The organism is Bacillus sp. EAC (genome assembly GCF_002156875.1).
Lineage (GTDB): Bacteria > Bacillota > Bacilli > Bacillales > Bacillaceae_G > Gottfriedia.
The window spans coordinates 66,788-89,670 of sequence record NZ_NCSY01000002.1; the positions used below are offsets into that span (position 1 = coordinate 66,788).

The window sequence follows — 22,883 nt, forward strand, 5'->3', positions numbered from 1 at the left end:
ATAGATGAAGAAATTAACTCTTTCCATCATTTCTAGGCATTTTCTTGTTGGATGTTTAGTCTAGTAATTCAAAATTCACTTTTTCTTCTAGGTTCAACATGTATATGTGTATACTGAATTCCATGTTGATCATGAAGAATACTTTCAATTTTGTCTGTTATGCCGTGACTTTTGCTGACATCAATCCCACCATCAACTTCAATAACAACATCAGCAATGGTTGTATTACCATACATCCTTGCCCTTAAATCTACTACTTTATGTACACCTGGTACATTATCCACTGTTTCAGAGAAGAGAGCCATCTCATCAGGATCAAATCCATCCGTCAATAAATGCGTTGCTTCATAAAATATATCCCAAGCAGTTTTACAAATTATGCAGCCTACTAAAATGGCAACAATAGGATCAATTATTGGATATCCAAATGACGCTCCTAAAACACCAATCGTTGTTCCGAAACTTACTAATGAATCGGATAAATTATCCTTTGCAGCTGCTTCAAGCCCTTTACTTTTTGTCTTTTTAGCAACTTTATTATTATAAAAATAAATTCCTACCATAAAAATCCCCGAAACAAATGCTATAAGCGCCGCTAGATTATTTGGGGTCTCATATTCACCTTTTGTTAGTCCTCTTATATTCTCAATAATTACTTGCAAACCTACAGACATCATAATAAATGATGCAATTAAAGTAGCAATTTGTTCGGCTCTTGAATGACCATATGGATGATCCAAGTCTCTTGGTTTTCTAGCAATTTTTATTCCAATGAATACCGCTAACGTTGCGCCAATATCTGTTACATTATTTAAACCGTCTGCTAAAAGAGCACTTGAATTTGTTTTAAAACTAACAAGGACCTTTACTGTTGCTAATACTAAATATGAAATAACACTTAACAAAGCAGCAAAATCTAGCTGTTTTTGAAGACTTTTATCCATTTGTTCACTCCGCTCTACGTCAAACTAATTACCATTATATGTTTTTCTTACATGGATTTATCATACCCATTATGATTTATTTCCATATTAAGTAAGTATGAAAATATAGGATCTTTTTTAAAAGATTGTTGTTTTTAGAAGGATTATTAATACAAACTGTAAATAAAGAAGATAATGAACGGATATGCGAGATTCCTGTGGGAGTAGGGAGACGCGCAGACCCAGCAGTGCTCAAAAAGGTAGGCATGCTAATACCACGACTTCCTGTCGTACCACATGCATGACCCACATTTTGTGGGCCCAGGACGCTCATCGTACGCCCACTAAAAACAAGTGTCCTGAAGTGGAAACCTGAATGAAATTCAACTTTTTTAATAGCGACAAAATTCACGAAATCAGCAAAAAATAAAACCAGATCCATTGTGAAAAACACGCAGAATCTGGTTTATTTATTATTTTTTACTACAGCAATATTTATTTATAATGGTTTAGGATTATAACTAGAACCAGTTAAATCCGTTAAATCACAAACAGCTTGCCATAACTCTGGATAAAACTCAAATTTAACTGCTCGTTCTAATGCTTCTGCTGGCACTCCTTTTAAACTCTTCGTATTCATACCAATCATTCGACGTACAAGTTGAATATGCTGTCTGCGGAAAGATTGGAATCTCTCATCAAAGCATGTAAGTTCTTGCATTAATTGGAATAACTCAAAATGATTCCCTGCAGATTGGTGTAATTGAACTGGTGTAACTAAGTTTTCATCTAATAGCTCTTTAAAAGGCTGCCAAAGTGTTGGGCCTAATTTTAAGATTTCATTAAATCCTGGAGAATCTTGACCGCTGCCTCTTCCTAGAGCTAAACGAATAATATGATAGTCACTTGGACTTACCATTTTTACCATATCAAAAACCGCTGGTAAATGTACTAAGTGGTTATTAATACGTTGTAAATGATGTACTGCTCTTGTAACCTCTTTTGCTCGTATATGTTTATCTGCAAAATGAATAGATTGGATGATTAATTTAAAATGTAACTCAGCAATTTGATGAACTGTTTGAAACGTTAATTCATCAGGACAAAACAATTCTTCATCAGATTTTTGTAAGCTTAATAGTTCTTCTGTTCGGATATATTTCTCGTAATCTGAAATTTTTCTTTGCTCTTGTGTCATTTTAATATCCCCCTAGAGTAATTTACGTAAAACAGCACGAACTGGACTACCATCTGCATCTGTTAACGGAAGTGGCAATGCAATAAGTTCATAGTCGCCAGCAGTGACGTTTCTTAAATCAACCGATTCTAAAATATGGATTCCGTTTACATGTAATTCATGATGAGCGCTTAATTCTTTACTATCGAGTGGGTCCACAGAAGGTACATCTATACCTAGTAATTTAATTCCACTTTCTTTTAAAAACGACGCTACCTCTGGCTCAATATGAGGTATTCTTTCTGGGAAAACGCTATCATTTTTCCATGAGTTCGTTTTGATGATAAGTCGTTCGATACCTTCTAAAGAAAAATTCTCTAAGTCAGATTTTTTAACATAATCAACATCGATTAGCTCAATCACTCTTGCTTTTCCCACATATAAGTTAGGATCTAAATCAATCACTTTTTTACCATTTTCATCAAAATGAAATGGCGCATCGATATGCGTCCCTGTATGAGTACTTAATGTTAATTTACCAACATTCACTGAGCCACTTTCTTCTTTTGTCCAGCTTAACTCAAACGAAAAATTTGTATCACCAGGCCAAACTGGCATGTCATTCTCTAATCTTCTTGAGATATCAATTAAAGTCATTTCTTACAACCCCTAAGCAATAATTTCTCGTTCATTTTGAAATTGTTCATATTGCTTCTCTACCATGATTTTCTTTAATTTTTGTACACTATTCCATACATCTACATATGAGGTATAAAAAGCGATAGGCGCTAGTCTAATTACATTCGGAGCACGAAAATCTGGAACTATTCCATTTAATTTTAATGCCTTGCAAATTCTAGCCGCATCATCGTGTTCTAAACACACATGCCCACCTCGAAAAGCATCGTCCAGCGGGTTACCTACCACAAAATTAAATTCACTTAATTCTTCATTTATTAAACTCATTAAATACGCCGTACTCTTTAATGATTTTTCTCGAATTCGTTCAATTGTTGCTTCTTTATACAATTCAAGTGATCCAGCAAGTGGTGCCATACTTAGTATATGAGGTGTCCCTATTTGATAAGCACCAGCAGTGTCAGATGGTGTAAATTCATGCTTCATATCAAATTGTTTTTCTTTATCTGAACCAAACCATCCAGTTAATCCTGGCATTCTTCCAAAATGTTTTTCATGCACAAATAAGCTTCCTACTCCACCTGGTCCACTATTAAGATATTTATAATTGCACCAATAAGCAAAATCTACATCCCATTCATGGAACTTATGAGGAATCGCACCTACCGAATGACAACCATCAAATCCAATCATGATTCCACGGTCGTGAGCTTCCTTCGTTAGACGTTCAATATCGAATAATTGACCGCTACGATAAAGAACAGTCGGAAGGATGATCAAGGCAATATCATCAGTCATTGCGTCTATGATATCTTCTTCATTAATCGTTCGGCCATCTTTACTTTTAACTTGAACTAAATGCGTTTCTGGATCAAAGCCTTTTAATTTTAATTGGCTTTGAATAGCATAAATATCTGATGGAAAGTTTAATTCATCAGCTAATATTTTCGTTCGATTACCACTCGGATGATAAAATGATGCAATCAATTGATGAAGATTTGTCGTTGTAGAACCTGTTACAACAACTTCATTTTCTTTTGCACCAACTAATGGCGCACTTAGAGCACCTAATTTTTCAGCTAAGTAGTACCATGGATATTCTCCTTGCATCCAACCATCAATCGCTAATGTTTTCCAAGATTCCAATAAATCTAGTAAACTCTTCTCAGCTCTTTTCGAAAGAAGTCCAAGAGAATTTCCATCTAAATAAATAGTATTAGCCTGTAAATAAAATTCATTTCGATAAATTGATAACTCATCATTTTGATCTAGATATTCAGCAAACTGCAATGTTGGTTGAAACATCCTCTGTCCCTCCTTACAATTAAATAACCTTCTCTATTAAAGTTATTGTAGTTTGATAACAGATGTCAATATTTTCTGAATATAATTTATACAAAAAAAATGCCAAGAACCTAAAGTAGTTTACTTTTCGGTTCTTGGCATAATGATTTAGCTGTTTGCTAATTTCGTAAATCACGATTTCGATAGGAGAAGAAAGTTATAACTGTTAATACAATGATTAATATAATTGAGATGGCAAGAAAACTAATTTTAAATCCACCGCCATACATAATGTTCTTAGCCTCGTAGTATTTAAAAGGTGTTAAATATTTTAAACCTTCTATTTTTTCATTTAAATCAATTGCAATTGATAAAATAAATGTTACTAATAGTATTCCTGTCGCGTAGGAGGCTGCTTTTTTTGAGTTTTTACTGCTAGCAGCTATCGACGATCCAATCACTAAGAAGAGTAATTGTAAGATGAACATTCCAAGCATCACTATAGCAATATCACCGTTTACATCTTCACCCTTACTGTATTTCCCCACAACTATAACACTTGATACCCATGTAACTAGATTAAAAATTAGTATGTTTACGAATGCACTTAGTAATTTATATGAAATGACTTTATTTCTAGATAATGGTTTAACAAATAAAAACTCAGCTGTTTTATCTCTTTCTTCTTTCGCAATGATATTTGCCCCAAGCATTGTAGCGTGTATTGTCGCCATTAAAAACAGGTATAAAACTAGAATTCCAAAGTAGCCACTAGCTTTGGATAAGTCAAGTGCACCTGATCCCATTATTGCCTGAAGTGATTTCGGCATTTCAGCAAACAAATTATTAATTTGTCCATTTGCTGCAGTAGCTTTATATTTTGTCATCCCACTAATCATGAATAAAATAATTCCAATACTCCAGAATATGATTGATTTACGATATGTCTTCAATTCTCTTAAAAATAGATTCATATCTACCCTCCCTTTCCCGAAAACTACACAGCGTGAATATCTTTCTTTGAATAGATTAAATAGCTTGCTACGATCGAAATAGCAATGATGACAATTGCCGTAAATAAATATGAGTATTCGTACTTTGAATGTTCAATGATATATTTCGTATCAAAATATTTAAAAGGAGATAAATATCGTTTTGCACTGTTTCCATCTGTTGAAATAACCATCCCGATTACAAAGAAGCCAAACACAGTAGCAAGAGAGACTGATAAAACAGACTTTATTTTCGTAAAGATGATTGAAACAATGATGCCAATTGAAAAGAATATTAATTGAATAATGAACAATGTACTGGAAATTAAAAAGAATAATTTAAAACTATAATCTACCGTTGTTACTTGTGATGCCATAATATTTGCTGCAGCTAGATAAAATACATTCGTAATTAGTAAACAAACTATACCTGAAAATAATTTTGCTGATAAAATCTTAGTTCGAGTAACTGGCTTTGATAGTAAAAAATCAGCTGTTTTTTCGCGAGTTTCCTTAGAAACAATTGAGGTACCTAAAATCATCGCTTGAATGGCCCCACAAAGGCTAACGTATAAAAATAAGTAAGAATAAAAACCTAAAATCGTTCCAAAACTTTCTATTTCAAGACCTAAAGCTTTTCTTACCCCCTCTGGATACCCTTTAATTATTTTAGCGAAATCCATATAATCTTTTGAAATAGAAGGGAATAGTGATAAGAAAAATATAACAATGGCAATTAATGAACAAGTCCATATGATTGTTGATTTCCGATAGGCCTTAAGTTCATGCAAAAATATATTCATAGCTTATTAGGCCTCCTTCTCATAATAATGCATAAAAATCTCCTCTAGGTCTGGCTCTTCTATCCAAAGATTTTCAATCTCAATCTCAGCGATTTTTTTCATCACTTTATTGATATTTCCTTTAAATAAAAAGCTAATAGAATTCCCTTTTATCTCGATTTTATTTACTCCATCTATATTGAAGAAATTTTGATCTATTTCATCTGTTGTCTCTAATTTAAATCGTTTGAAATTATTTTCCTTTAATTTACTAATCTTTTCGACTGTAACAATCTTACCTTCTTTAATAATGGCAACTCGATTACATAGGCGCTGAACTTCACTTAAAATATGTGATGAAAATAAAATTGTAGCTCCTTTCTTATTTTCTTCCTCAAGTAAATCAAAAAATCTTTGCTGCATTAGAGGATCTAAACCGCTAGTCGGTTCATCTAAAATGATCAATTTAGGTTCATGAAGTAGCCCCTGGACTATCCCTACTTTCTTCTTGTTGCCAAGAGATAAATCATCGATTTTTTTTGTTAAATCTAAATCCATTATTTCAGCTAATTCTTTTATTCTTTTTGTACAATCTTTTTTGTAGAAGCTAGCCGAATACTTCAATAAATCAATTACTTTCATATTGTCATAATAAAAAACTTCTGATGGTAAATATCCAATTTCCTTTTTGATTTCAGGAGCGAATTCAACACAATCTTTTCCAAAAATTTTGGCACTACCACTTGTTGGATAAATTAATGACAATAGCGTTCGAATAGTAGTTGATTTACCCGCTCCATTTGGCCCGATAAAGCCAAATATTTCACCCTCTTCTATATTAAAACTAATGTCCGTGATCCCTCTTGAATTACCGTAGGTCTTTGTTAGATTATTGATTTCGATTGCGTACATTTTTGTACCCCCACATCATTTTGAAATAATTAAACCACAATATTACAAAACTAGTATATACCCGTTTCCAAAAAATGAGAATACATTTTGAAATATTTTTAATAATATATTTCAAAACATGATATACTATTCTATAGATATTCATGGAGGTACGAATGTTGGACGGTTATAAAAAAAGAACGCTAAAGAAAATGGAAAACATTGAATTAAATACGATCAAATTATTATCTTTGCCACTAAATGATATAAAAATTATGGATATCGCTAAGTTAGCGAATGTATCACAAGTTTCAATTTATAATTATTACGGAAGTAAAGAAGCACTATTAAAAGCGGCTATCTTAAGATTAATGGATCAGCAATATGAGGAATATAAGCAATTACTTTCAACTAGTATTCCTTTTAATGAAAAGATAAAAGAATTATTCATGCGGAAGAAAAATGGACTTGATATTGTAAATCTTGAAATGTTTACAGTACTCATGCAAAAAGATAAAGAATTACACGATAGTGTATTAGATTTTACTATGAACAAATCGTTTAAGTTGTTAATTTCACTAATTGATGAAGGCCGCTCACTTGGTTTAGTTCGAAACGAAGTCCAAAATCAAACGCTGCTAATTTATATTCAAGTACTTAGTCAAGCCTTTATGAACATGGATACGGCGACCTCTCAATATATTCAAAAAAAAGAAGTGATTGATGAAATTATGAATTTATTCTTATATGGATTGCTAAAACAGGAGGATTAACATGACTAGAAAAATCATTTTGTATATAGCATCTAGCCTTGACGGTTATATCGCACGTGAAAATGGAGAGATTGACTGGTTATTCGATCCTAGTGATACCGACTATGGATATACTGAGTTGATCAATTCAATTGATACAGTATTAATGGGAAGAAAAACATACGAACAAGTTCTAACCTTTGGAGAGTATCCTTATCTTGATAAAAAGTCATATGTTTTCACAACACAACCAAGAGAAAATGATTCGAATGCAGAATTTATTACTTCTAACATTTCTACATTTATCTCGCAATTAAAGGAATCTGAAGGAAAACACATATGGCTTGTTGGTGGAGCTGAACTAACAAAGTATTTCCTAATGAACAATCTTATCGATGAATTGATTTTATTTATACAACCTACTTTAATTGGAAGCGGGATTCCATTGTTTCAAGGAATTGAAAAAGATCAACAACTATTCCTAAAGAATCATAAAATTTATGAGAATGGCATGGTTGAATTAAGATATGAGTGGTAAAGGTTTGAGTAAAATATAATAAGATTAAGTATGATTGTAGCACCCATAAGAAAAGCATCTTTGCATATAGCAGAGATGCTTTTTTTTGAATATTTCTCTAGTAAATCTTATTAATTGTTTAGTATTATCTCACTCCAAATGAACATAGAATGAATTACTCACGACTTACTTTTATATTTTGGAGGTCAATATGTACAAAACTATTTTAAGTATACGAAAATATTCCGAAGAAATTAAACGAGGTTTAATTGGTGGATTCACTATTTTCAGTCTCACTATTCTTTTTTTTACACCTGATTCTAAAATTGATTTTAGCAAAAAAGCCTGTTTAAAATGGGAATATAGCCACTCTGAACATATTAATGTTTGTTCAATTTATAACACCTCTACTAATAACTCCATCCCATATGGCTCATTAATTGAACTAGATATAGAGAAAAAATAGAATTTTGATGCGAGTCAAAATAACGGATATAAGAAAGAGTAAAAAAGCATCTCCACTAGCTAAGAAGATGCTTTTTATATTAGGCTCATTTCTAAAAGATTTTTGTTTTTAAAAGGTTTTAAAAAAACTGAAAATAAAGAAAATGATTGATCAGAAAGTGCGAGACTCCTGTTGGAGTATCTGGACATATGAAACCCCGCAGGCGAACCGAGGAGGCCCATTCTATGATTTTGCGATTACATGCCTTTAAATAACATCCCTTTTCTTAAACACTTCACCTGCAATAATCAGAAATAGCAAAGTATATAGAATCAGCATCATAATTGAAAACCAAATACTCATTCCATTCTCGATATTCACTCCTTTTATATATACCGTCAAATCTGTATGCATAAAAGGTAAATATTTTGACCAGCTTTTAGCTCTTAATAAAGAGGCGATCACATCTGAAGTTGCAAATAAAATAATACTTATTAATAAAGAAACACTTCCAGATTTCAAAATTGTCGATAGGAAGTAGGCAATTGCAATAAACAAAAGAAATGGTAAAAAGTTAATAAAGTAATCATGCAGAAGACTAGGTAAAATACCTTGTTCTATAACCTTGTTATTTACATACATTAAAACTGGTTGTGTGCTGAATTTCATTCCATTTAAAGCACTGCCGATAATAAATGAATATAATAGGATTGCAAATGTAAATACAAAATACAAAATTCCTAGGCTTATAAATTTTGTATAAAAAATCGTTCTTCTAGTTGATGGTTTTACTAGAAGAAAATTAATTGTTTTCCACTGGTGTTCTTTTGACATCATACTACTTGCAAAATAGATTAAAAGAATACCGATAAAGTTCGTTATGGCAGCACCCTTTTTCATAAAATCCAATACGCTGTACTGCTGAACAGTTGAAATATTATGTTTAATGCGATATTTATATATTTCGTATTGCTCTTTGTCTTGTTCTGACAATGCTCCTAAACCAAGTTCTGCTATTGTTTTCTCACTTTCTTTATTTTGGTCTATTAATTCTGATTTCCAATTTTCTTCTTTTGAAGTCCCAAGTTGTTTTTCTACAAAATCCCATCTTCCTAAAATCAAAACTGGAATAAATAAAACAAGTAATGTTACGACAAAAGACTTTTGAACGAAAATTTTACGCAGTTCATTTCCAATTAATATGAAAAACTTACTCAATGACATTTCCCCCTGTCAATTGAATGAATAAATCCTCTAAACTTTCTTTTTTACGAGTTATATAATAAACCTCTATACCCGACTTAACTAACTCTTTATTTAATAAAGGTATATTCCCCTCTTCAATTTCAAAAATAATCGACTTCTCATCAACCAATTCATATTTGAATTGTTTAATTACATCAGAAAATTTACGTTCAATGTTTTCTGTGCTACTAACAACTACTTCAATTAATAGCTTGTCCCCTGATTGATTACCCATATCGATTGATTCTACAAAATGACCATTTTGAATGATAACTGCACGATCACAAATTAATTCGATTTCAGATAAAAGATGACTAGATAATAAAATTGCTGTTCCTTCTGCCTCCGAGATGCGTTTCAAGTAATCACGTATTTCTCTTACACCAGCAGGATCTAACCCATTTGTTGGCTCATCCAATATTAGTATTGATGGTCTATGTAGTAGCGCTTGAGCAATTCCTAACCGTTGCTTCATTCCTAAAGAATACGTTGAGAACTTTTTATGTATCGCATTTGAAAGACCTAGTAATTCGATTACTTCAAGTACTCTCTCCTTTGTTACCCCATCTAGCATCCTCGAGAAGTACATTAGATTATTAAAACCACTATAAAACGGGTAAAAAGCAGGTGTTTCAATCATTGCTCCAATTTGCTGTATACACTCTTTGAAGTTTTCATTTATTGAATTTCCACTTATTAATATTTCGCCATCCGTTAAACTCATTAGTCCCACGATCATTCGCATAGTTGTTGTTTTTCCAGAACCATTCGGGCCTAATAATCCCAATACTTCACCTTTATATAAATCAAAGCTAATATCGTTAATGATACGTTGGTTCTTAATAGTTTTTTTAACATTTCTAAGCTCAAGAACTACTTCTTGATTCATCTTTTTTCCTCCTTAATGAGAGAAATTAATATAGAAATAAAATTATATCTCCTTTATTTTCCTATGAATAAATGCTATTCTCAAGTAGGAATTGAAAGGAGAACTTTATGAAAAGAATACCATACTACTTAGTATTTGGCTCATTTATTCCTTATTTATTAATATTCGCTTTACCTTTTTTAAAGATATCAGGTAGCTTTAAAGCAGTACTTATTGGGGTCCTTGTCATCCTCGGTGAGGGCATGTTTTGGGTTGGAGGAATATTAGTTGGAAAAGATGTTATGGCTAATTATCGTAAAAAAATGAATCCTGCAAGATGGTTTAAACATAAAAAAAATAAAGTCAAACAAGAAGACTAAAAAGCACATTGGGATAGAGAATCATTCTCTTACTCAATGTGCCTTTTTTTGGAAATTATTATTTATTAATTAAATAGTTTTAAAGTATAATATAGTCTGGCAATTATAATATGACAACTTGGAGGAACACAGATGAAAAAATTATTATCATTAGTTACTTTAGCGTTTATGCTAATTTCACTTATCATGCCATTCAATACAGCTTCTGCAGATGAGAACATTCCACCTACGTTCGACAGCTTAACTATTAGTAAAAAACAAGTCGAATTATTTGATCCAATTGAATTCTATATGGTTCAATCGGGATCACCTTATTTTTTAACAGATATCACACTAAATTATAAAAAACCAAATGGCGAATTATATCCTATCCGTTTATATCATGATGGACCAATGTATCATTATAGTTTAACAACTAATTTTTCGAATGAAGATGATATTGGTTTATGGACACTTGAGTCAATCGAAATGAGAGATGATGGTGATAATCATAATCTCTTAACAAAAGATAACTTTCCTAGTTTAGAAGAATACAATTTTGAAATCACTCCGGGAGCAGTAGACAATACTAATCCAACAATACATAGCATCTCTTTTAAAAAAAATGAAATAAATGCCGGAGAATACAATACTGTTTACGTAAATGCTCAAGATGATTCTGGAATCAGTAATGTATCTATGATGTTAATTAGTCCTTCTGGTAAGAAGCACATTGAAATATATAATTTGTCCAAAAATTCAAATGGTTTATGGGAAAATACATTTGAAGTGCCAGCTTACACGGAAAAGGGTAGCTGGAGAGTAGAATATGTAAATGCCTGGGATATAAGTGGTAATATGGTTTCAATTAATACAAATGAGTCATATCCTGAAAATTTTTCAACATTTCAAGTTATTTCCGAGAATGAAGATATTGATGCACCAGTAATTAAATCATTAAACATTGAAAAAAATGAAATGAATGCAGATGAAACAAATACAATAAAAGTTTCTGTTTCTGACAACAATTCAGGCATCTCTGAAATGGAGGTATCTTTCGGTATAGATAAAGGTGAAAATTCAAAGATTTACCCAACAGAATGTAAACAAACTGAGTCTGAATCTATTTATGATTGTACGTTAAAAGTTCCATACTATTTAGCTTCTGGTGATTATCAAATTATCTATGCTTACGCTAGAGATAACGCTAATAATTTTATTAATTTAACTACTAATGATATACCCGTGGTTGGTACTAATTTAATTAAAATAACAAATCCACACGAAGATATTACACCACCACAATTTAATAAGCTTGTGTTACCTACAAAAGCAATTAAACTAGATTCCCCTATTAATGTTCAAATTGATACAAAGGATATCGGTGCTGGTGTAGGTGCTATGGACATTATGTTTGAAAATGAATATGGCGATCAAGTATATGGTTGGGATTTTAACAAAGTCGATAAAAATACTTGGTCTACCGATATGTATGTTTACGGAAATTTCCACGAAGGTACATATAAAATTAAATTCATAGTAATTTATGATAATGCAGGTAATTCAACAGAAATTGAATACACTGATAATGGCGTGATTCAACATAAAGGTGGTACGAGCACTGTCCTTGAAAACGCACCTGTTTATAAATTTACAGTTATAAAACATTCAACTTCATTAAAAACTTCGCGTACGAATGTAAAAGTACAAACTTATGGAAAACAAACAGTTGAAATTTATAACGGAAATAATTTACTAGGTTCAAAAGTTTCAAACGCGTATGGAAAAGCTTCAATTTCATATAGTGCTTTACAAAAAAACACACGTTTAAAAGTCTTAATTAAGGATTCAGAAGGTAATATTATCGAAGAGTTTTTTACAACAGTTGGTGTTTCTGAGACAGATATAGTTCAACCTGCATAAGTAAAAAAATAAACAGCCGTTAAAGTAAAATTTAACGTCTGTTTTATATTTACCTTATTTACTATCTAATTGTTTCCATTTATTCTGCATTACTGGAGGAGCGTAGTTTTCCATTAATGCTAGTAATTCATCTGCATCATCAGCAACAACTATTAAGGATAATGTATTCTCATTCATAAAACCTTCATCAACTGCATGCTTTAGCAAAGCTAGAACTGGCTTATAAAAGTTATCTACGTTTAGTAATCCAATTGGCTTATTATGAATTCCAATTTGTGCCCAACAGATAATCTCAAATAACTCATCGAACGTACCGATGCCACCTGGTAATGCAATAAAACCATCTGACATTTCATTCATTAATGCTTTACGTTCATGCATTGAATCTGTTTCAATAAATTGTGATAATCCTTGATGAGCAATTTCTCCACGAAATAACCCGCTTGGCATAATGCCTATTGCATTTCCACCATGTTTTAGTACTTCATTTGCGATTTCAGCCATTATTCCTAGCTTAGAGCCACCATATATTAAATCGATGTTATTATTCGCAAATAATCTACCTAGTTTTTTTGCTTGAAAACTAAAAGACTCTCTATTTCCAAGATTCGAACCTGCGTAAACACAAATTTTTTTCATACATTATCACTTCCTTAGATGTTTTTCACTTTATTTTATCATATGTTTAGATTAGGATTGTAAAGATAGAGTTAACAACTTATTTAGGAGTTGAATATTTATGAACTTAGGTACAATTGGTACAAGTTGGATTACAGAAAGTTTTATTGAAGCTGCAAAAGAGAGCAAAATCTTAACCTTATCAGCTGTATATTCTCGAAATGAGGAAACTGCAAAATCATTCGCTTCGAAACATGGCGCAGATACATTCTATACAAATATTGAAGAATTGGCCAATAGTAAAGATATTGATGTTGTGTACATCGCATCTCCAAATTCTTTACACTATGAACAAACGATCTCATTATTACAAAATAAAAAACATGTTATATGTGAAAAACCTATCTTCTCAACAACTACAGAATTAGAGCACGCTTTTAAACTTGCAGAAGACAATGGAGTGTTTTTATTCGAGGCAATTCGAAACTTTCATTCTCCTAACTTTAAAATATTAAAAGAAAACTTATCAAAAATTGGACAAGTTAGAAGTGCAAATCTTCATTATTTACAGTATTCTTCTCGATATGATTCATTTCTAAGAGGTGAGAATCCGAATGTTTTTTCTCCAGAATTTTCTGGAGGTGCACTAGTAGATCTTGGGGTTTATCCACTTTATGTAGCCGTTGGCTTATTCGGAAAACCTGAATCAGTAAATTATACTCCAGTTAAACTTCACAACGGTATTGATGGCAGTGGTACTCTAGTTTTAAATTATGAAAATCATACATGCAGCATTCAATGCTCTAAAATCTCTCAATCATATATCGAAAGTGATATCACTGGTGAAATCGGTGCGTTCGTTCTAGACAAACCATCACCAATCTCAAAAATAGCGTTTGTTAACCATAAGACAAAGGTATCAGAATCTTTAGAAGTCACTCAAGTACAAAATGATATGCTTTATGAAATACAAAATATAACTAAAATCATTGAAGATAAAAATGAAATTGAATATAATCTACTAAAAGAAATGAGTAAAATTGTTTTAACGATTACAGAATCAGCTAGAAAGCAGAGTGGAATTGTTTTTGGAGTTGAAAAGAATTAATGAATAAATACCAGTCAAGCAAATGAGGGGTGAACTATTCTCTCAAATGAATGACTGGTTTTTAATTTAAATTTCAATTAATCTAAAAATTATGTTAAAATAACAAAAGTTGAAAATTTTCTTTCACGATTTATATAGAGATTCTACTAATAAATATTTCATCTAAATAAATCGATGACATCTTAGAACAAATGAACAGGAGTATAGAAAAAATGAAATGGTTAATCGTTTTTAGTCCGTTAATTGAATTATTGATAACAGCAACTATCGCCAAGTTTTGGGCAGAGGATTTTAAAGAAATTGCACCGATTATCATCCTTCAATTCGTGCTTTACACAGTATTTATAACTCCGATACTTTTATGGGGATTTTTACGTTAACATGTAAAAATCTCTTTTTATTTCCGGCTGTTCGTACTATAGCAAAGTGATTATTTCAGTGCTTTTAGTAATCTTTCTGCCTTGTTAGCTGTCCATTCTTTTCTATATTTATCCACTATTCCGATCAATATTTTCTCCGCATCTTCTTTTTTATGCTCCCTGATCAACGATTCTGCATGCATTAATAAAACATCATCATAATATGGTGAGGATTTGAAAAAACTATTTGTTTGATTTAAAAATTCTGTTAGATAAGGGTTCACGTTTGCCTTATTATTCATTTTTTGTTCAGCTAAAATTAAATAATAAAGTGTATCATCACTGCTGTAATTGGTTGAATCCAATGTATAGCTTGTTTTAAATAGTTCGACTGCTTGTTTATATTTTTTATTTTGAAAGTATTTAAAACCTTTTTCATATGCATTAACTGATTGCTTCACAACAGTTTCTGGCTTTAAGGAATAAAGTTTACTATTCACATCATATTGTTGAGATTCTTGCTCTACTTTATTGGAGACAACTGGTTTCACTTCTGTAAGTTTCCTTTGTGCCTCATTTACTTTCATTTCCATCGTCTTGTTTTTATTTCTTAGATCTTTAATTTGGTTTTGTAACATACTTACTTTGTCAGTATTTTCATTTTCTTTAGTCGATTGTTTGAATAAATCAGCTTGAATGATGCCATATGAAATGAATGATATAGCAGCTAGTCCGATTAAGCTAAAAACGACTTTTCTCGAAAAAAACTTGTTTTCTTTAGCAGATTTTTCGATCAAGGTTAAATTATACTTCTTTTGTATTTGTAAAATTTCACCTGCATATTTAATTTCATCTGGTGCACTTGCTAGGAATTGCTGCGCTTGTTTTTGTTTTTCATTTGTTAGCAATAATAAAATATATGTTTTATAAATCTCTATTGGAATTTGCAAGGTCTTATTTCCATTAAAAATTTCTTGTAAAATGAGCTCTGCGCTATCTAAATTATCTTCTTTAATTAATCGTGTAGCTTGATTGTATAAAGCATATACTTGTTTATATTGTTCAAGAAAATTTTTATTCGGATCACCTTGTTGAGAAACCTTTTTCCCTTTCATACTGCCACCTCATTGTCTATTTCTTCGGGTAATTGTTAACAGTTTGAAGAAATAAACTTTTCTAAAATATTACTCTTTCAGTTTATCATATCTATTTAGTAAAATTATGATCATTTTGTAGTCCAAATGGTTTATTTGTTTCTTTTCATTTTCACAATTTCCTTATACAACTTTCAATTAAAATATGCAGATTTATAGATTTCCACTCCAGGACGCTCGCTTTCCGTGGGGCGGGCGGTGAGCCTCCTCGACTCATTCGCGTCTGTGGGGTCTCGCCCTCCCGCTACTCCCACAGGAGTCTCGCACCTTCCGCTCCAATCATCTTTCATAAGAGAAGTTTGCTTTATCAAAGCCATTCTAAAAACAACTATCTTTTAGAAAAAAACCTTAGAATTTTTAGCTTTTATATTTAATAATTGTCGTAAAAAAATAAGAGCTATAAGTATGTTTTTAAGAATCCTCATACTTATAACTCCTATAGATTATTTATTTAGCATTAAAATCTTCTTGTGATAATCCAAATAGCAACCCTTGATTGTCAATGAAGTATGCAAAGTAACCCATACTTGGTATTGCTGTTTTAGGGACTACTATTTTCCCGCCATGTTGAATAACGTTTTCAATTGATTCATCAATTGATTCAACTTCAATTGAATTAGTTGTTCGAGTTTGTCCATCAGGCGAGGCCATTAAGCCACCGTCAATTCCTTTTTTATTTGAGTCACCAGTGATGATAAAGTAATATTCCTGTTGTCCTGGCATCTTTTCAAATTTCCAGCCAAAACTATTTGTATAGAAATCAATAGCTTGTTCAATATTGGGCACTTGTAATTCAAATCGTAAAATTTTTCCCATTTTACTAGCTCCTTTTTTGTTTTATCAATTTTAATTTCGTTACTTATGTAAAAGCTGTTTCAACTATTATCAAAAATTAATAATAGTTCAACCAGCTTTATTGTTTTCTTAAATTACGAACCAACCTAAACCGGGAATATAATGCCATCTTCTACCATTAAGAATATAATATCCTCCAGACCAATAACCACCAGGTCCTGGCCATCCATGCCCATGTCCGTGGCCCATTCCATGCCCATGCCCGTGGCCCATTCCTTGACCATGCCCATGTCCCATTCCTTGACCATGCCCATGTCCCATTCCTTGACCCGGTCCATGTCCCATTCCTTGACCCGGTCCATGTCCCATTCCTTGACCTTGGCCGTGACCCATTCCTTGACCCGGTCCGTGTCCCATTCCTTGACCTTGACCAGGACCGTATACTTGACCTTGGCCTGGACCTGGATATCGATCATAAAAATTTCCGTAACTCATACTTTCACCACCCAATAGTATTTTGTACTCTTTATGTTATGAGTTCTATTAGGTTGATGAGCAAGTACGATTGGAAGTGCTTTTAAAAGATTTTTTAGTTAGAAATATGCACCTTTCCTAATCGAAAGTTTCTACAATAATCTTACTAAGCATTTAGCTTATATACTCATCATATTGAACATATAATTCCTGACATTTAACTTCTATATTTACCTTTTCATCGTGTAAACTTTGCAAAACATCTATATCTGTCTCATCCATCATCAACTTATTTAATTCACTAATCTTTTGCTCTAATGCATTGATTTCACTCTCTATGTCTTCTATATTTCTAACTTGCTCTCTAGCTGTTTTTATTTGTTTTTCATTTCGTATTATTTTAGGTTGTTTTTCAGGTTTCATTCTACGAAGACTCATTTTTTCTTTTGCCAGTTGATAATCCTCGATGAATTCATGAATTGCTCCATCTTCTAACCAATAGATTTTTGAAAAGAGCTTATTAATAAAATAGCGATCATGTGATACCGATAATATTGTTCCTTTGAATTTTTCTAGTGCATCTTCTAAAACTTCTCTAGATTCTATGTCCAAGTGATTTGTAGGCTCATCTACAATTAATAAGTTAATATCTTGATACATAAGCTGTGCTAATCTTAATCTCATCCGCTCTCCACCGCTTAGTTGGCTAACTTTACGATACACCATGTATCCATAAAATAAAAATCCTGCTAATATATTTCGTGCTTCTCCCTCTGGTACATGAACTTCTTCCCTGAATTCCTCTATTACAGTATTTTCTTGCTGAATTGCCTCATAGTGTTGAGATAGGTAGCCCACTTTAATATTACTACCCAATTTTAACTTTCCTTCATCAATCGAAGTTTTCCCTAAGATCATCTTTAATAGAGTGGATTTCCCAGTCCCATTATTTCCAATAATTACTGCCCTATCTCCATAATAAAGAGAGAAGTTAATCTGCTGAAATAAAGTTTTGTCATCAAAACTTTTTGATAGATTTTCCGCAATGATGACATCTTTTCCGCTTCGTCCTGATCCTTCAAGTTGGAATGCCATTTTCTTTTTTTGAAGTACTGGACGTTTAAGTCTTTCAATTCGTTCTAATGCTTTTTCCATACTTCTTGCACGTCTATGCAAACCAGCATTCGGTGGATTTGCTTGATTTGCCCATTCTCTTAAACGTTTGATTGTTTCTTTCATTTTTTGTATTTTCTTTTGCTGCTCTTCATATGCTTGAAATTCTTTTAATAATCTTTCTTCCTTTTGGATCACAAATTGAGAATAATTTGTGTGATAGACAGTTATTTCTCCATCTTCTAATTCCAATATTTGATTAACCACATCATCCAAGAAATAACGATCGTGAGATATGACAATTATTGTTCCTTCATATTCTTTTAAGTAGGTCCCCAACCACTCAATCGCAGACAAATCCAGATGATTCGTCGGCTCATCAAGTAATAAAAGATCTGGTTGCTGTAAAAGTACGATTCCAAGACCTACTTTTGTCTTCTCTCCACCGCTTAGAGATGAGAATTGCTTTGGTAGTAAATCCACAATCCCCAATCCGTTAGCAATTTTTGAAAGGGAAGCCTCCATTTCATATCCACCATTTATACTAAACTTCTCTTGTAGTGCTCCATAATTTGAAAGCATTTGGTTAAGAGTACCTTCATCTACCGTACTCATCATATCCATTTCTAATAGTTTCATTTCACTTTCAATTTTTCTTAATTCTTCAAAAACTGTTAACAACACATCTCGACTAGTCATCTCGTCAGAAAATAATGGGATTTGAGCTAAATAGCCAATTTTTAAACCTTTTTTAAAATGTATTGATCCGCTATCTGGGGACTCAACTCCTGTCAGCAGCTTAAATATACTTGTTTTACCACTACCATTCGCTCCAACTAGCCCAACCCTACTACCTTGATTTATTTGAAACGACAATTCTGTAAAAAGTGAGTTCCCACCAAACATTTTTGAAATTTTATCTATACTACATGCAATCATGATTATGCTCCTTCTATTAACCGTACAATTCCATAGTAAAAAGCCACAGACTTTTTACTCATCCATGGCTTTAAACAATCATTTAATAGAAGTGTAAATAAAATATTTACCTCTTAATTTATGAAGTCGTAGGAAAGAGTACGGTTTTTTATAATTTGAGTTGTTAATTTGTTAAAAATGGACATACGTATCCCGTTAACAGTTAAAAACGCAAATTTCGCACGACAAAAATATAAAAATTCTACCATTTGCGCGCAAACTAATTGAAAACGTAACATCTTTCCTACACCTCCTTTTCGTCAATAATTTATCTAAATTATAAAATAATTCAATCAAATGTTCAATAGCTAATCTATTTGACTATACTTATTTTGGTGACAAAGATTCTCTAAACTATCATATAACTATTTTTTTCCGAATTAAATAGAGATATACAAAATGACAAGGAGCGAAAAGATGAAAAGATTATTACCGCATATTTATATCGAAAATTGTAAGGAAGCATTAGATTATTATCAAAAGGTTTTTGGTGGGGAAATTAAAAACACTCAAACTGGTGATGGAATGGAAATGTTTGAAGGTCACGAAGGAAAATATATTCATTCAGAATTACATATTAATAAAAACTGTGTAATCTTTTTTGCAGACGTTTTTAATCCATTAGTAAAAGGCGAAAATATTTGGACTATGCTTGATATGACCTCTGAAGACGAGATTAATTCAATCTATGAAACACTTTCAAAAGATGGAGAAGTAAAAATGGAGCTTCAGGATACATTCTGGAACTCTAGATTTGCGGTAGTAAAAGATAAAAATGGACTCACTTGGGAATTAAATTTCTCAAAATAAGTAGAATTAATAAAAGCGAAGAACACGTACGGTTCTTCGCTTTTAGCATTTTATAATTGAGTTAAAATAATTGGTTCACCTTTAGTTACTACAATTGTATGCTCACATTGAGCAACTAGGCTTTTATCAGGTGTAATAAACGTCCATCCATCTCCGGATTCAATAATATGATCTGCTTTCGCTGAAATAAATGGTTCAACCGCTAATACTAAACCATCTTTTAATAATGCACCGTCCATCGGATCGAAGTAATTTAAAATATGTTGTGGTTTTTCGTGAAGACTTTTTCCAATTCCATGACCGGTTAAGTTTTCGATTACATTGAAGCCATTTTTACTCGCTTCATTAAATACTGCTCGACCAATCTGGTTTTGTTTTGATCCTGCTTTTGTCTTTTTCATAGCTGACCAAAATGCATCCTCTGCGCATTTACAAAGTTTTTCCTTTAATAAGTCACCTTTCCCAATAACGAAAGAGATTCCAGTGTCTGCATAATAACCGTCTAAAGCGGCAGAAACATCAATATTAACTAAATCTCCTTCTTGAAGAACACGGTCTCCAGGAATACCATGAGCAACTTCCTCATTTACACTAATACATGTAGTGCCAGGGAAATCATATTCCTTTTGAGGGGCTGATGTTGCACCATTTTCGTCTAAGACTTTTTTTCCAATTTCATCTAATTCTTTCGTAGTCATTCCAGCAATAGCTTTTGATTTCATTTCCTCTCTAGCCAATGCAACGATTCGTCCTATTTTTCGTAAAGCTTCTAATTCTTGTTCATTATTGATAATCATTTTTTCTATATACTCCTGATTCTTTTTTGTAAATTTGACTTACTTTTATTATGCCATAATATCACTATGTTATAGTCTTTTAAGGAATTATACAAATTATATTCTTCTCAATAAAAAAAAGACCCAGTTATTAAACTGAGTCCTACTACAATTAGTTCAATTTTTGAATCGTTAGCGTGATAGGCTCACTTACATTGTGTGCTTTATCAATTTGTGTTACTACAACAAATAAACTACCTGCTTGTAATTGAGTAAGATCTAATGTAGTAGTATAAGTACCATCTGCATTCACTTTTACATAATTAGATGCAGTTGATTTACCGTCTGTGAACAAGATACTCACATTTGATCCAATTTCACCTTTTCCTGAAACCGTATAGTTAGCTAAATTATCTTGATTAATCGATCCTAAAGCATTCACTTCAGGAGCACTTGGAGCTGTAATATCTTTTACAAACTTTGTAGTTATTTCTCTGCTTGGATTACCCGCTGCACTTGTTTGAATAGCAACAACTGAAATCTCTCCGCTTTCTAAATCAGATGTATCTAGTTCAACTTCAAAATATCCTTTTGAATCCACTTCTCCAATCGAACTTACTTCTACATTTCCATCACTTAAAACAACTTCAATTTCAGAACCAGCTTTTCCTAGACCAGAAATAGTATAAGTTGTTTGATCTGTGTCAGCAGTTACATTTGCAGCTGGAAATAAAATTGGACTCACAGATGCTTTTGTTTCTTTAATTAAGTTTGTACTCACCTTAGATGAATTTCCTGCTTTATCTACTTGCTTCGCTGAAATTGACACTTTACCTTCAGCAAATTTGTTCAGGTTTGAATTTAACGAATAATTTCCAAATTCATCTACAATCGTTTTTCTAGTTACGATTTGTTTTCCACTCTGTGCAGTAATATAAACTGTTGCTCCTGGCTCACCAGTTCCAGAAACAGGAAAATCACTAGAATTAAATGAGTTAATATATCCTTCATTTTCAATCGTTAATTCATCTAAGATTGTATCTTTCTTTATTGATACATTTTTTACTTTCCCTTTACTTCCACTTGCATCAATAGTATAAATTGATAAAGTTAGAGCACCATCTTTTAATTTTAGTGAATTAACGGTTGCTCTGTAGTTTCCTTTTGAATCTACTTTAGTTGTAAAAGTAATTTGTGAATCTTTACTTTTTAATGTGCCAACAACTTTTGTTTTTGGCTCAGCTTTTCCTTTAATCTCTACTTTCTTTGCATTCAATTTGTTGATTGTTCTATTTACATAAACAACTGGACTTGCTGGAACTTTTGTTTTTTTAGTCACAATGTGTTTTGAATTTAAATTTTTTGATGATAAGCTTTCCTCAGCATGTGCATAACCGACTGTATAAGTTACAAAACTTGTTGCAATAACACTACTTACTAATACTTTTTTCCAATTATTCATTTGAATCCTCCTATTTTGCTCCATGCTCTTTTAATAAATTAACAATTTCTTTATCATCATTTTCAATTGCCATTGCAAGAGGGGTAATACCTAGATCATCTTGAATAGTTGGGTCCGCTCCGGCTTCAAGCAATAATTTTGTTATCTCTAAATCACCATACTGAATTGAAACGATCAGTGGTGTGTTTCCTAAATCGTCTTTCTTATTTGGATCTGCATCTTTAGAAAGGAGTTTTTTTGCTTTTTCAGTTTCACCATTTATAATTGCATCCATTAATGCCTGTACTGAATCAGACTGTTTGGTTTTCACTTCTTCCGCTTGATCCTTATTTATAGGACTTTTAAATGTTGATGGTCTATTTTGTGAACATCCACTTAGCACTAATATAAAAACGAAAAATAATCCGATTAATGTTTGCCTTTTTAACAATATCCTCAT

The 22,883-nt window shown here is 32.1% G+C and carries 26 protein-coding genes; 8 read left to right on the forward strand and 18 right to left on the reverse strand.

The features are described from left to right. Positions 1 to 68: 68 nt before the first annotated feature. The 7 genes from B7R65_RS03460 to B7R65_RS03490 form a co-directional block, all read right to left on the reverse strand. Positions 69 to 944 carry a cation diffusion facilitator family transporter gene (locus B7R65_RS03460; RefSeq protein ID WP_088041358.1) on the reverse strand — a complete coding sequence of 292 codons (876 nt, stop codon included), beginning with the start codon at positions 942 to 944 and terminating at the stop codon, positions 69 to 71. 478 nt (positions 945 to 1,422) lie between these two features. Beyond that, positions 1,423 to 2,121: a tryptophan 2,3-dioxygenase family protein gene (locus B7R65_RS03465; RefSeq protein WP_088041359.1), complete on the reverse strand. Its 699-nt coding sequence runs from the start codon at positions 2,119 to 2,121 to the stop codon at positions 1,423 to 1,425. Between the two features lie 12 nt (positions 2,122 to 2,133). Further along, positions 2,134 to 2,757 (reverse strand): arylformamidase, encoded by a 624-nt coding sequence (kynB, locus tag B7R65_RS03470; protein ID WP_088041360.1) that lies wholly within the window; start codon positions 2,755 to 2,757, stop codon positions 2,134 to 2,136. Positions 2,758 to 2,769: 12 nt separating this feature from the next. After that, positions 2,770 to 4,044: a kynureninase gene (gene kynU, locus B7R65_RS03475; protein ID WP_088041361.1), complete on the reverse strand. Its 1,275-nt coding sequence runs from the start codon at positions 4,042 to 4,044 to the stop codon at positions 2,770 to 2,772. Positions 4,045 to 4,202: 158 nt separating this feature from the next. Continuing rightward, positions 4,203 to 4,997 carry an ABC transporter permease gene (locus B7R65_RS03480; protein WP_088041362.1) on the reverse strand — a complete coding sequence of 265 codons (795 nt, stop codon included), beginning with the start codon at positions 4,995 to 4,997 and terminating at the stop codon, positions 4,203 to 4,205. Positions 4,998 to 5,020: 23 nt separating this feature from the next. Next, complete coding sequence (locus B7R65_RS03485) at positions 5,021 to 5,818, reverse strand: ABC transporter permease subunit (protein WP_088041363.1); 798 nt, start codon at positions 5,816 to 5,818, stop codon at positions 5,021 to 5,023. A 6-nt stretch (positions 5,819 to 5,824) separates the two neighbouring features. Beyond that, complete coding sequence (locus B7R65_RS03490) at positions 5,825 to 6,709, reverse strand: ABC transporter ATP-binding protein (RefSeq protein ID WP_088041364.1); 885 nt, start codon at positions 6,707 to 6,709, stop codon at positions 5,825 to 5,827. 158 nt (positions 6,710 to 6,867) lie between these two features. Between B7R65_RS03490 and B7R65_RS03495 the strand changes: the two genes are divergently transcribed. From B7R65_RS03495 to B7R65_RS03505, 3 genes are all read left to right on the forward strand, one after another. Beyond that, positions 6,868 to 7,461 carry a TetR/AcrR family transcriptional regulator gene (locus B7R65_RS03495; RefSeq protein ID WP_179194753.1) on the forward strand — a complete coding sequence of 198 codons (594 nt, stop codon included), beginning with the start codon at positions 6,868 to 6,870 and terminating at the stop codon, positions 7,459 to 7,461. 1 nt (position 7,462) lies between these two features. Then, positions 7,463 to 7,978 carry a dihydrofolate reductase family protein gene (locus tag B7R65_RS03500; protein ID WP_088041366.1) on the forward strand — a complete coding sequence of 172 codons (516 nt, stop codon included), beginning with the start codon at positions 7,463 to 7,465 and terminating at the stop codon, positions 7,976 to 7,978. Positions 7,979 to 8,168: 190 nt separating this feature from the next. Continuing rightward, on the forward strand, positions 8,169 to 8,423 hold the full coding sequence (locus B7R65_RS03505; RefSeq protein WP_088041367.1) for a hypothetical protein: 255 nt from the start codon (positions 8,169 to 8,171) through the stop codon (positions 8,421 to 8,423). Between the two features lie 246 nt (positions 8,424 to 8,669). Here the strand turns inward: B7R65_RS03505 and B7R65_RS03510 are convergent, their stop codons facing one another. Together B7R65_RS03510 and B7R65_RS03515 are read right to left on the reverse strand one after the other, a co-directional pair. Then, positions 8,670 to 9,620, reverse strand: coding sequence for an ABC transporter permease (locus B7R65_RS03510; protein ID WP_179194754.1), 951 nt, complete (start codon positions 9,618 to 9,620; stop codon positions 8,670 to 8,672). Beyond that, positions 9,613 to 10,536, reverse strand: coding sequence for an ABC transporter ATP-binding protein (locus B7R65_RS03515; RefSeq protein ID WP_088041369.1), 924 nt, complete (start codon positions 10,534 to 10,536; stop codon positions 9,613 to 9,615). Before B7R65_RS03515 ends, B7R65_RS03510 begins: the two co-directional genes overlap by 8 nt. Positions 10,537 to 10,643: 107 nt before the next feature. On the opposite strand from B7R65_RS03515, the gene B7R65_RS03520 reads away from it, so the two are divergent. Continuing rightward, positions 10,644 to 10,895, forward strand: a complete 252-nt coding sequence (locus B7R65_RS03520; RefSeq protein ID WP_088041370.1) for a transporter suffix domain-containing protein — start codon at positions 10,644 to 10,646, stop codon at positions 10,893 to 10,895. A 132-nt stretch (positions 10,896 to 11,027) separates the two neighbouring features. Next, positions 11,028 to 12,797 (forward strand): hypothetical protein, encoded by a 1,770-nt coding sequence (locus B7R65_RS03525; protein ID WP_088041371.1) that lies wholly within the window; start codon positions 11,028 to 11,030, stop codon positions 12,795 to 12,797. Positions 12,798 to 12,851: 54 nt separating this feature from the next. Here the strand turns inward: B7R65_RS03525 and B7R65_RS03530 are convergent, their stop codons facing one another. After that, a complete protein-coding gene (locus tag B7R65_RS03530; protein WP_088041372.1) occupies positions 12,852 to 13,436 on the reverse strand; it encodes an LOG family protein in 585 nt (194 codons plus the stop codon). 100 nt (positions 13,437 to 13,536) lie between these two features. Between B7R65_RS03530 and B7R65_RS03535 the strand changes: the two genes are divergently transcribed. Both B7R65_RS03535 and B7R65_RS21200 read left to right on the forward strand, forming a co-directional pair. After that, positions 13,537 to 14,523, forward strand: coding sequence for a Gfo/Idh/MocA family protein (locus B7R65_RS03535; protein ID WP_088041373.1), 987 nt, complete (start codon positions 13,537 to 13,539; stop codon positions 14,521 to 14,523). 212 nt (positions 14,524 to 14,735) lie between these two features. Next, on the forward strand, positions 14,736 to 14,903 hold the full coding sequence (locus B7R65_RS21200; protein ID WP_179194755.1) for a hypothetical protein: 168 nt from the start codon (positions 14,736 to 14,738) through the stop codon (positions 14,901 to 14,903). A 50-nt stretch (positions 14,904 to 14,953) separates the two neighbouring features. Here B7R65_RS21200 and B7R65_RS03540 read toward each other — a convergent pair whose 3' ends face one another. The 5 genes from B7R65_RS03540 to B7R65_RS21880 form a co-directional block, all read right to left on the reverse strand. After that, positions 14,954 to 15,997 carry a tetratricopeptide repeat protein gene (locus B7R65_RS03540; RefSeq protein WP_088041374.1) on the reverse strand — a complete coding sequence of 348 codons (1,044 nt, stop codon included), beginning with the start codon at positions 15,995 to 15,997 and terminating at the stop codon, positions 14,954 to 14,956. Positions 15,998 to 16,483: 486 nt separating this feature from the next. After that, positions 16,484 to 16,852: a VOC family protein gene (locus tag B7R65_RS03545; RefSeq protein WP_088041375.1), complete on the reverse strand. Its 369-nt coding sequence runs from the start codon at positions 16,850 to 16,852 to the stop codon at positions 16,484 to 16,486. A 108-nt stretch (positions 16,853 to 16,960) separates the two neighbouring features. Then, on the reverse strand, positions 16,961 to 17,326 hold the full coding sequence (locus tag B7R65_RS21205; RefSeq protein ID WP_088041376.1) for a hypothetical protein: 366 nt from the start codon (positions 17,324 to 17,326) through the stop codon (positions 16,961 to 16,963). 153 nt (positions 17,327 to 17,479) lie between these two features. Then, on the reverse strand, positions 17,480 to 19,357 hold the full coding sequence (gene abc-f / locus B7R65_RS03555) for a ribosomal protection-like ABC-F family protein (RefSeq protein ID WP_088041377.1): 1,878 nt from the start codon (positions 19,355 to 19,357) through the stop codon (positions 17,480 to 17,482). A 113-nt stretch (positions 19,358 to 19,470) separates the two neighbouring features. Beyond that, complete coding sequence (locus B7R65_RS21880; protein WP_306298434.1) at positions 19,471 to 19,635, reverse strand: RAxF-45 family protein; 165 nt, start codon at positions 19,633 to 19,635, stop codon at positions 19,471 to 19,473. Positions 19,636 to 19,813: 178 nt separating this feature from the next. Here B7R65_RS21880 and B7R65_RS03560 point away from each other — a divergent pair, with 178 nt between their 5' ends. Continuing rightward, on the forward strand, positions 19,814 to 20,206 hold the full coding sequence (locus B7R65_RS03560) for a VOC family protein (protein WP_088041378.1): 393 nt from the start codon (positions 19,814 to 19,816) through the stop codon (positions 20,204 to 20,206). Between the two features lie 50 nt (positions 20,207 to 20,256). On the opposite strand, the gene map is transcribed toward B7R65_RS03560, so the two are convergent. From map to B7R65_RS03575, 3 genes are all read right to left on the reverse strand, one after another. After that, positions 20,257 to 21,003, reverse strand: coding sequence for a type I methionyl aminopeptidase (gene map / locus B7R65_RS03565; protein WP_088041379.1), 747 nt, complete (start codon positions 21,001 to 21,003; stop codon positions 20,257 to 20,259). 151 nt (positions 21,004 to 21,154) lie between these two features. After that, complete coding sequence (locus tag B7R65_RS03570) at positions 21,155 to 22,444, reverse strand: Ig-like domain-containing protein (RefSeq protein WP_088041380.1); 1,290 nt, start codon at positions 22,442 to 22,444, stop codon at positions 21,155 to 21,157. A 10-nt stretch (positions 22,445 to 22,454) separates the two neighbouring features. Further along, entirely contained in the window at positions 22,455 to 22,874 is a 420-nt protein-coding gene (locus B7R65_RS03575) for an ankyrin repeat domain-containing protein (protein ID WP_179194756.1), read from the reverse strand. Positions 22,875 to 22,883: the final 9 nt, after the last annotated feature.

Excerpts from the sequence above, each read along its gene's own strand:
- B7R65_RS03570 (WP_088041380.1), bottom strand. The coding sequence starts at position 22,444 with ATGAATAATTGGAAAAAAGTATTAGTAAGTAGTGTTATTGCAACAAGT.
- B7R65_RS03535 (WP_088041373.1), top strand. The coding sequence starts at position 13,537 with ATGAACTTAGGTACAATTGGTACAAGTTGGATTACAGAAAGTTTTATT.
- B7R65_RS03520 (WP_088041370.1), top strand. The coding sequence starts at position 10,644 with ATGAAAAGAATACCATACTACTTAGTATTTGGCTCATTTATTCCTTAT.
- abc-f (WP_088041377.1), bottom strand. The coding sequence starts at position 19,357 with ATGATTGCATGTAGTATAGATAAAATTTCAAAAATGTTTGGTGGGAAC.
- kynU (WP_088041361.1), bottom strand. The coding sequence starts at position 4,044 with ATGTTTCAACCAACATTGCAGTTTGCTGAATATCTAGATCAAAATGAT.
- map (WP_088041379.1), bottom strand. The coding sequence starts at position 21,003 with ATGATTATCAATAATGAACAAGAATTAGAAGCTTTACGAAAAATAGGA.
- B7R65_RS03545 (WP_088041375.1), bottom strand. The coding sequence starts at position 16,852 with ATGGGAAAAATTTTACGATTTGAATTACAAGTGCCCAATATTGAACAA.
- B7R65_RS03530 (WP_088041372.1), bottom strand. The coding sequence starts at position 13,436 with ATGAAAAAAATTTGTGTTTACGCAGGTTCGAATCTTGGAAATAGAGAG.
- B7R65_RS03515 (WP_088041369.1), bottom strand. The coding sequence starts at position 10,536 with ATGAATCAAGAAGTAGTTCTTGAGCTTAGAAATGTTAAAAAAACTATT.
- B7R65_RS03500 (WP_088041366.1), top strand. The coding sequence starts at position 7,463 with ATGACTAGAAAAATCATTTTGTATATAGCATCTAGCCTTGACGGTTAT.
- B7R65_RS03525 (WP_088041371.1), top strand. The coding sequence starts at position 11,028 with ATGAAAAAATTATTATCATTAGTTACTTTAGCGTTTATGCTAATTTCA.
- B7R65_RS03460 (WP_088041358.1), bottom strand. The coding sequence starts at position 944 with ATGGATAAAAGTCTTCAAAAACAGCTAGATTTTGCTGCTTTGTTAAGT.
- B7R65_RS21880 (WP_306298434.1), bottom strand. The coding sequence starts at position 19,635 with ATGTTACGTTTTCAATTAGTTTGCGCGCAAATGGTAGAATTTTTATAT.
- kynB (WP_088041360.1), bottom strand. The coding sequence starts at position 2,757 with ATGACTTTAATTGATATCTCAAGAAGATTAGAGAATGACATGCCAGTT.
- B7R65_RS21205 (WP_088041376.1), bottom strand. The coding sequence starts at position 17,326 with ATGAGTTACGGAAATTTTTATGATCGATATCCAGGTCCAGGCCAAGGT.
- B7R65_RS03560 (WP_088041378.1), top strand. The coding sequence starts at position 19,814 with ATGAAAAGATTATTACCGCATATTTATATCGAAAATTGTAAGGAAGCA.
- B7R65_RS03490 (WP_088041364.1), bottom strand. The coding sequence starts at position 6,709 with ATGTACGCAATCGAAATCAATAATCTAACAAAGACCTACGGTAATTCA.
- B7R65_RS03505 (WP_088041367.1), top strand. The coding sequence starts at position 8,169 with ATGTACAAAACTATTTTAAGTATACGAAAATATTCCGAAGAAATTAAA.
- B7R65_RS03540 (WP_088041374.1), bottom strand. The coding sequence starts at position 15,997 with ATGAAAGGGAAAAAGGTTTCTCAACAAGGTGATCCGAATAAAAATTTT.
- B7R65_RS03480 (WP_088041362.1), bottom strand. The coding sequence starts at position 4,997 with ATGAATCTATTTTTAAGAGAATTGAAGACATATCGTAAATCAATCATA.
- B7R65_RS21200 (WP_179194755.1), top strand. The coding sequence starts at position 14,736 with ATGAAATGGTTAATCGTTTTTAGTCCGTTAATTGAATTATTGATAACA.
- B7R65_RS03465 (WP_088041359.1), bottom strand. The coding sequence starts at position 2,121 with ATGACACAAGAGCAAAGAAAAATTTCAGATTACGAGAAATATATCCGA.
- B7R65_RS03485 (WP_088041363.1), bottom strand. The coding sequence starts at position 5,818 with ATGAATATATTTTTGCATGAACTTAAGGCCTATCGGAAATCAACAATC.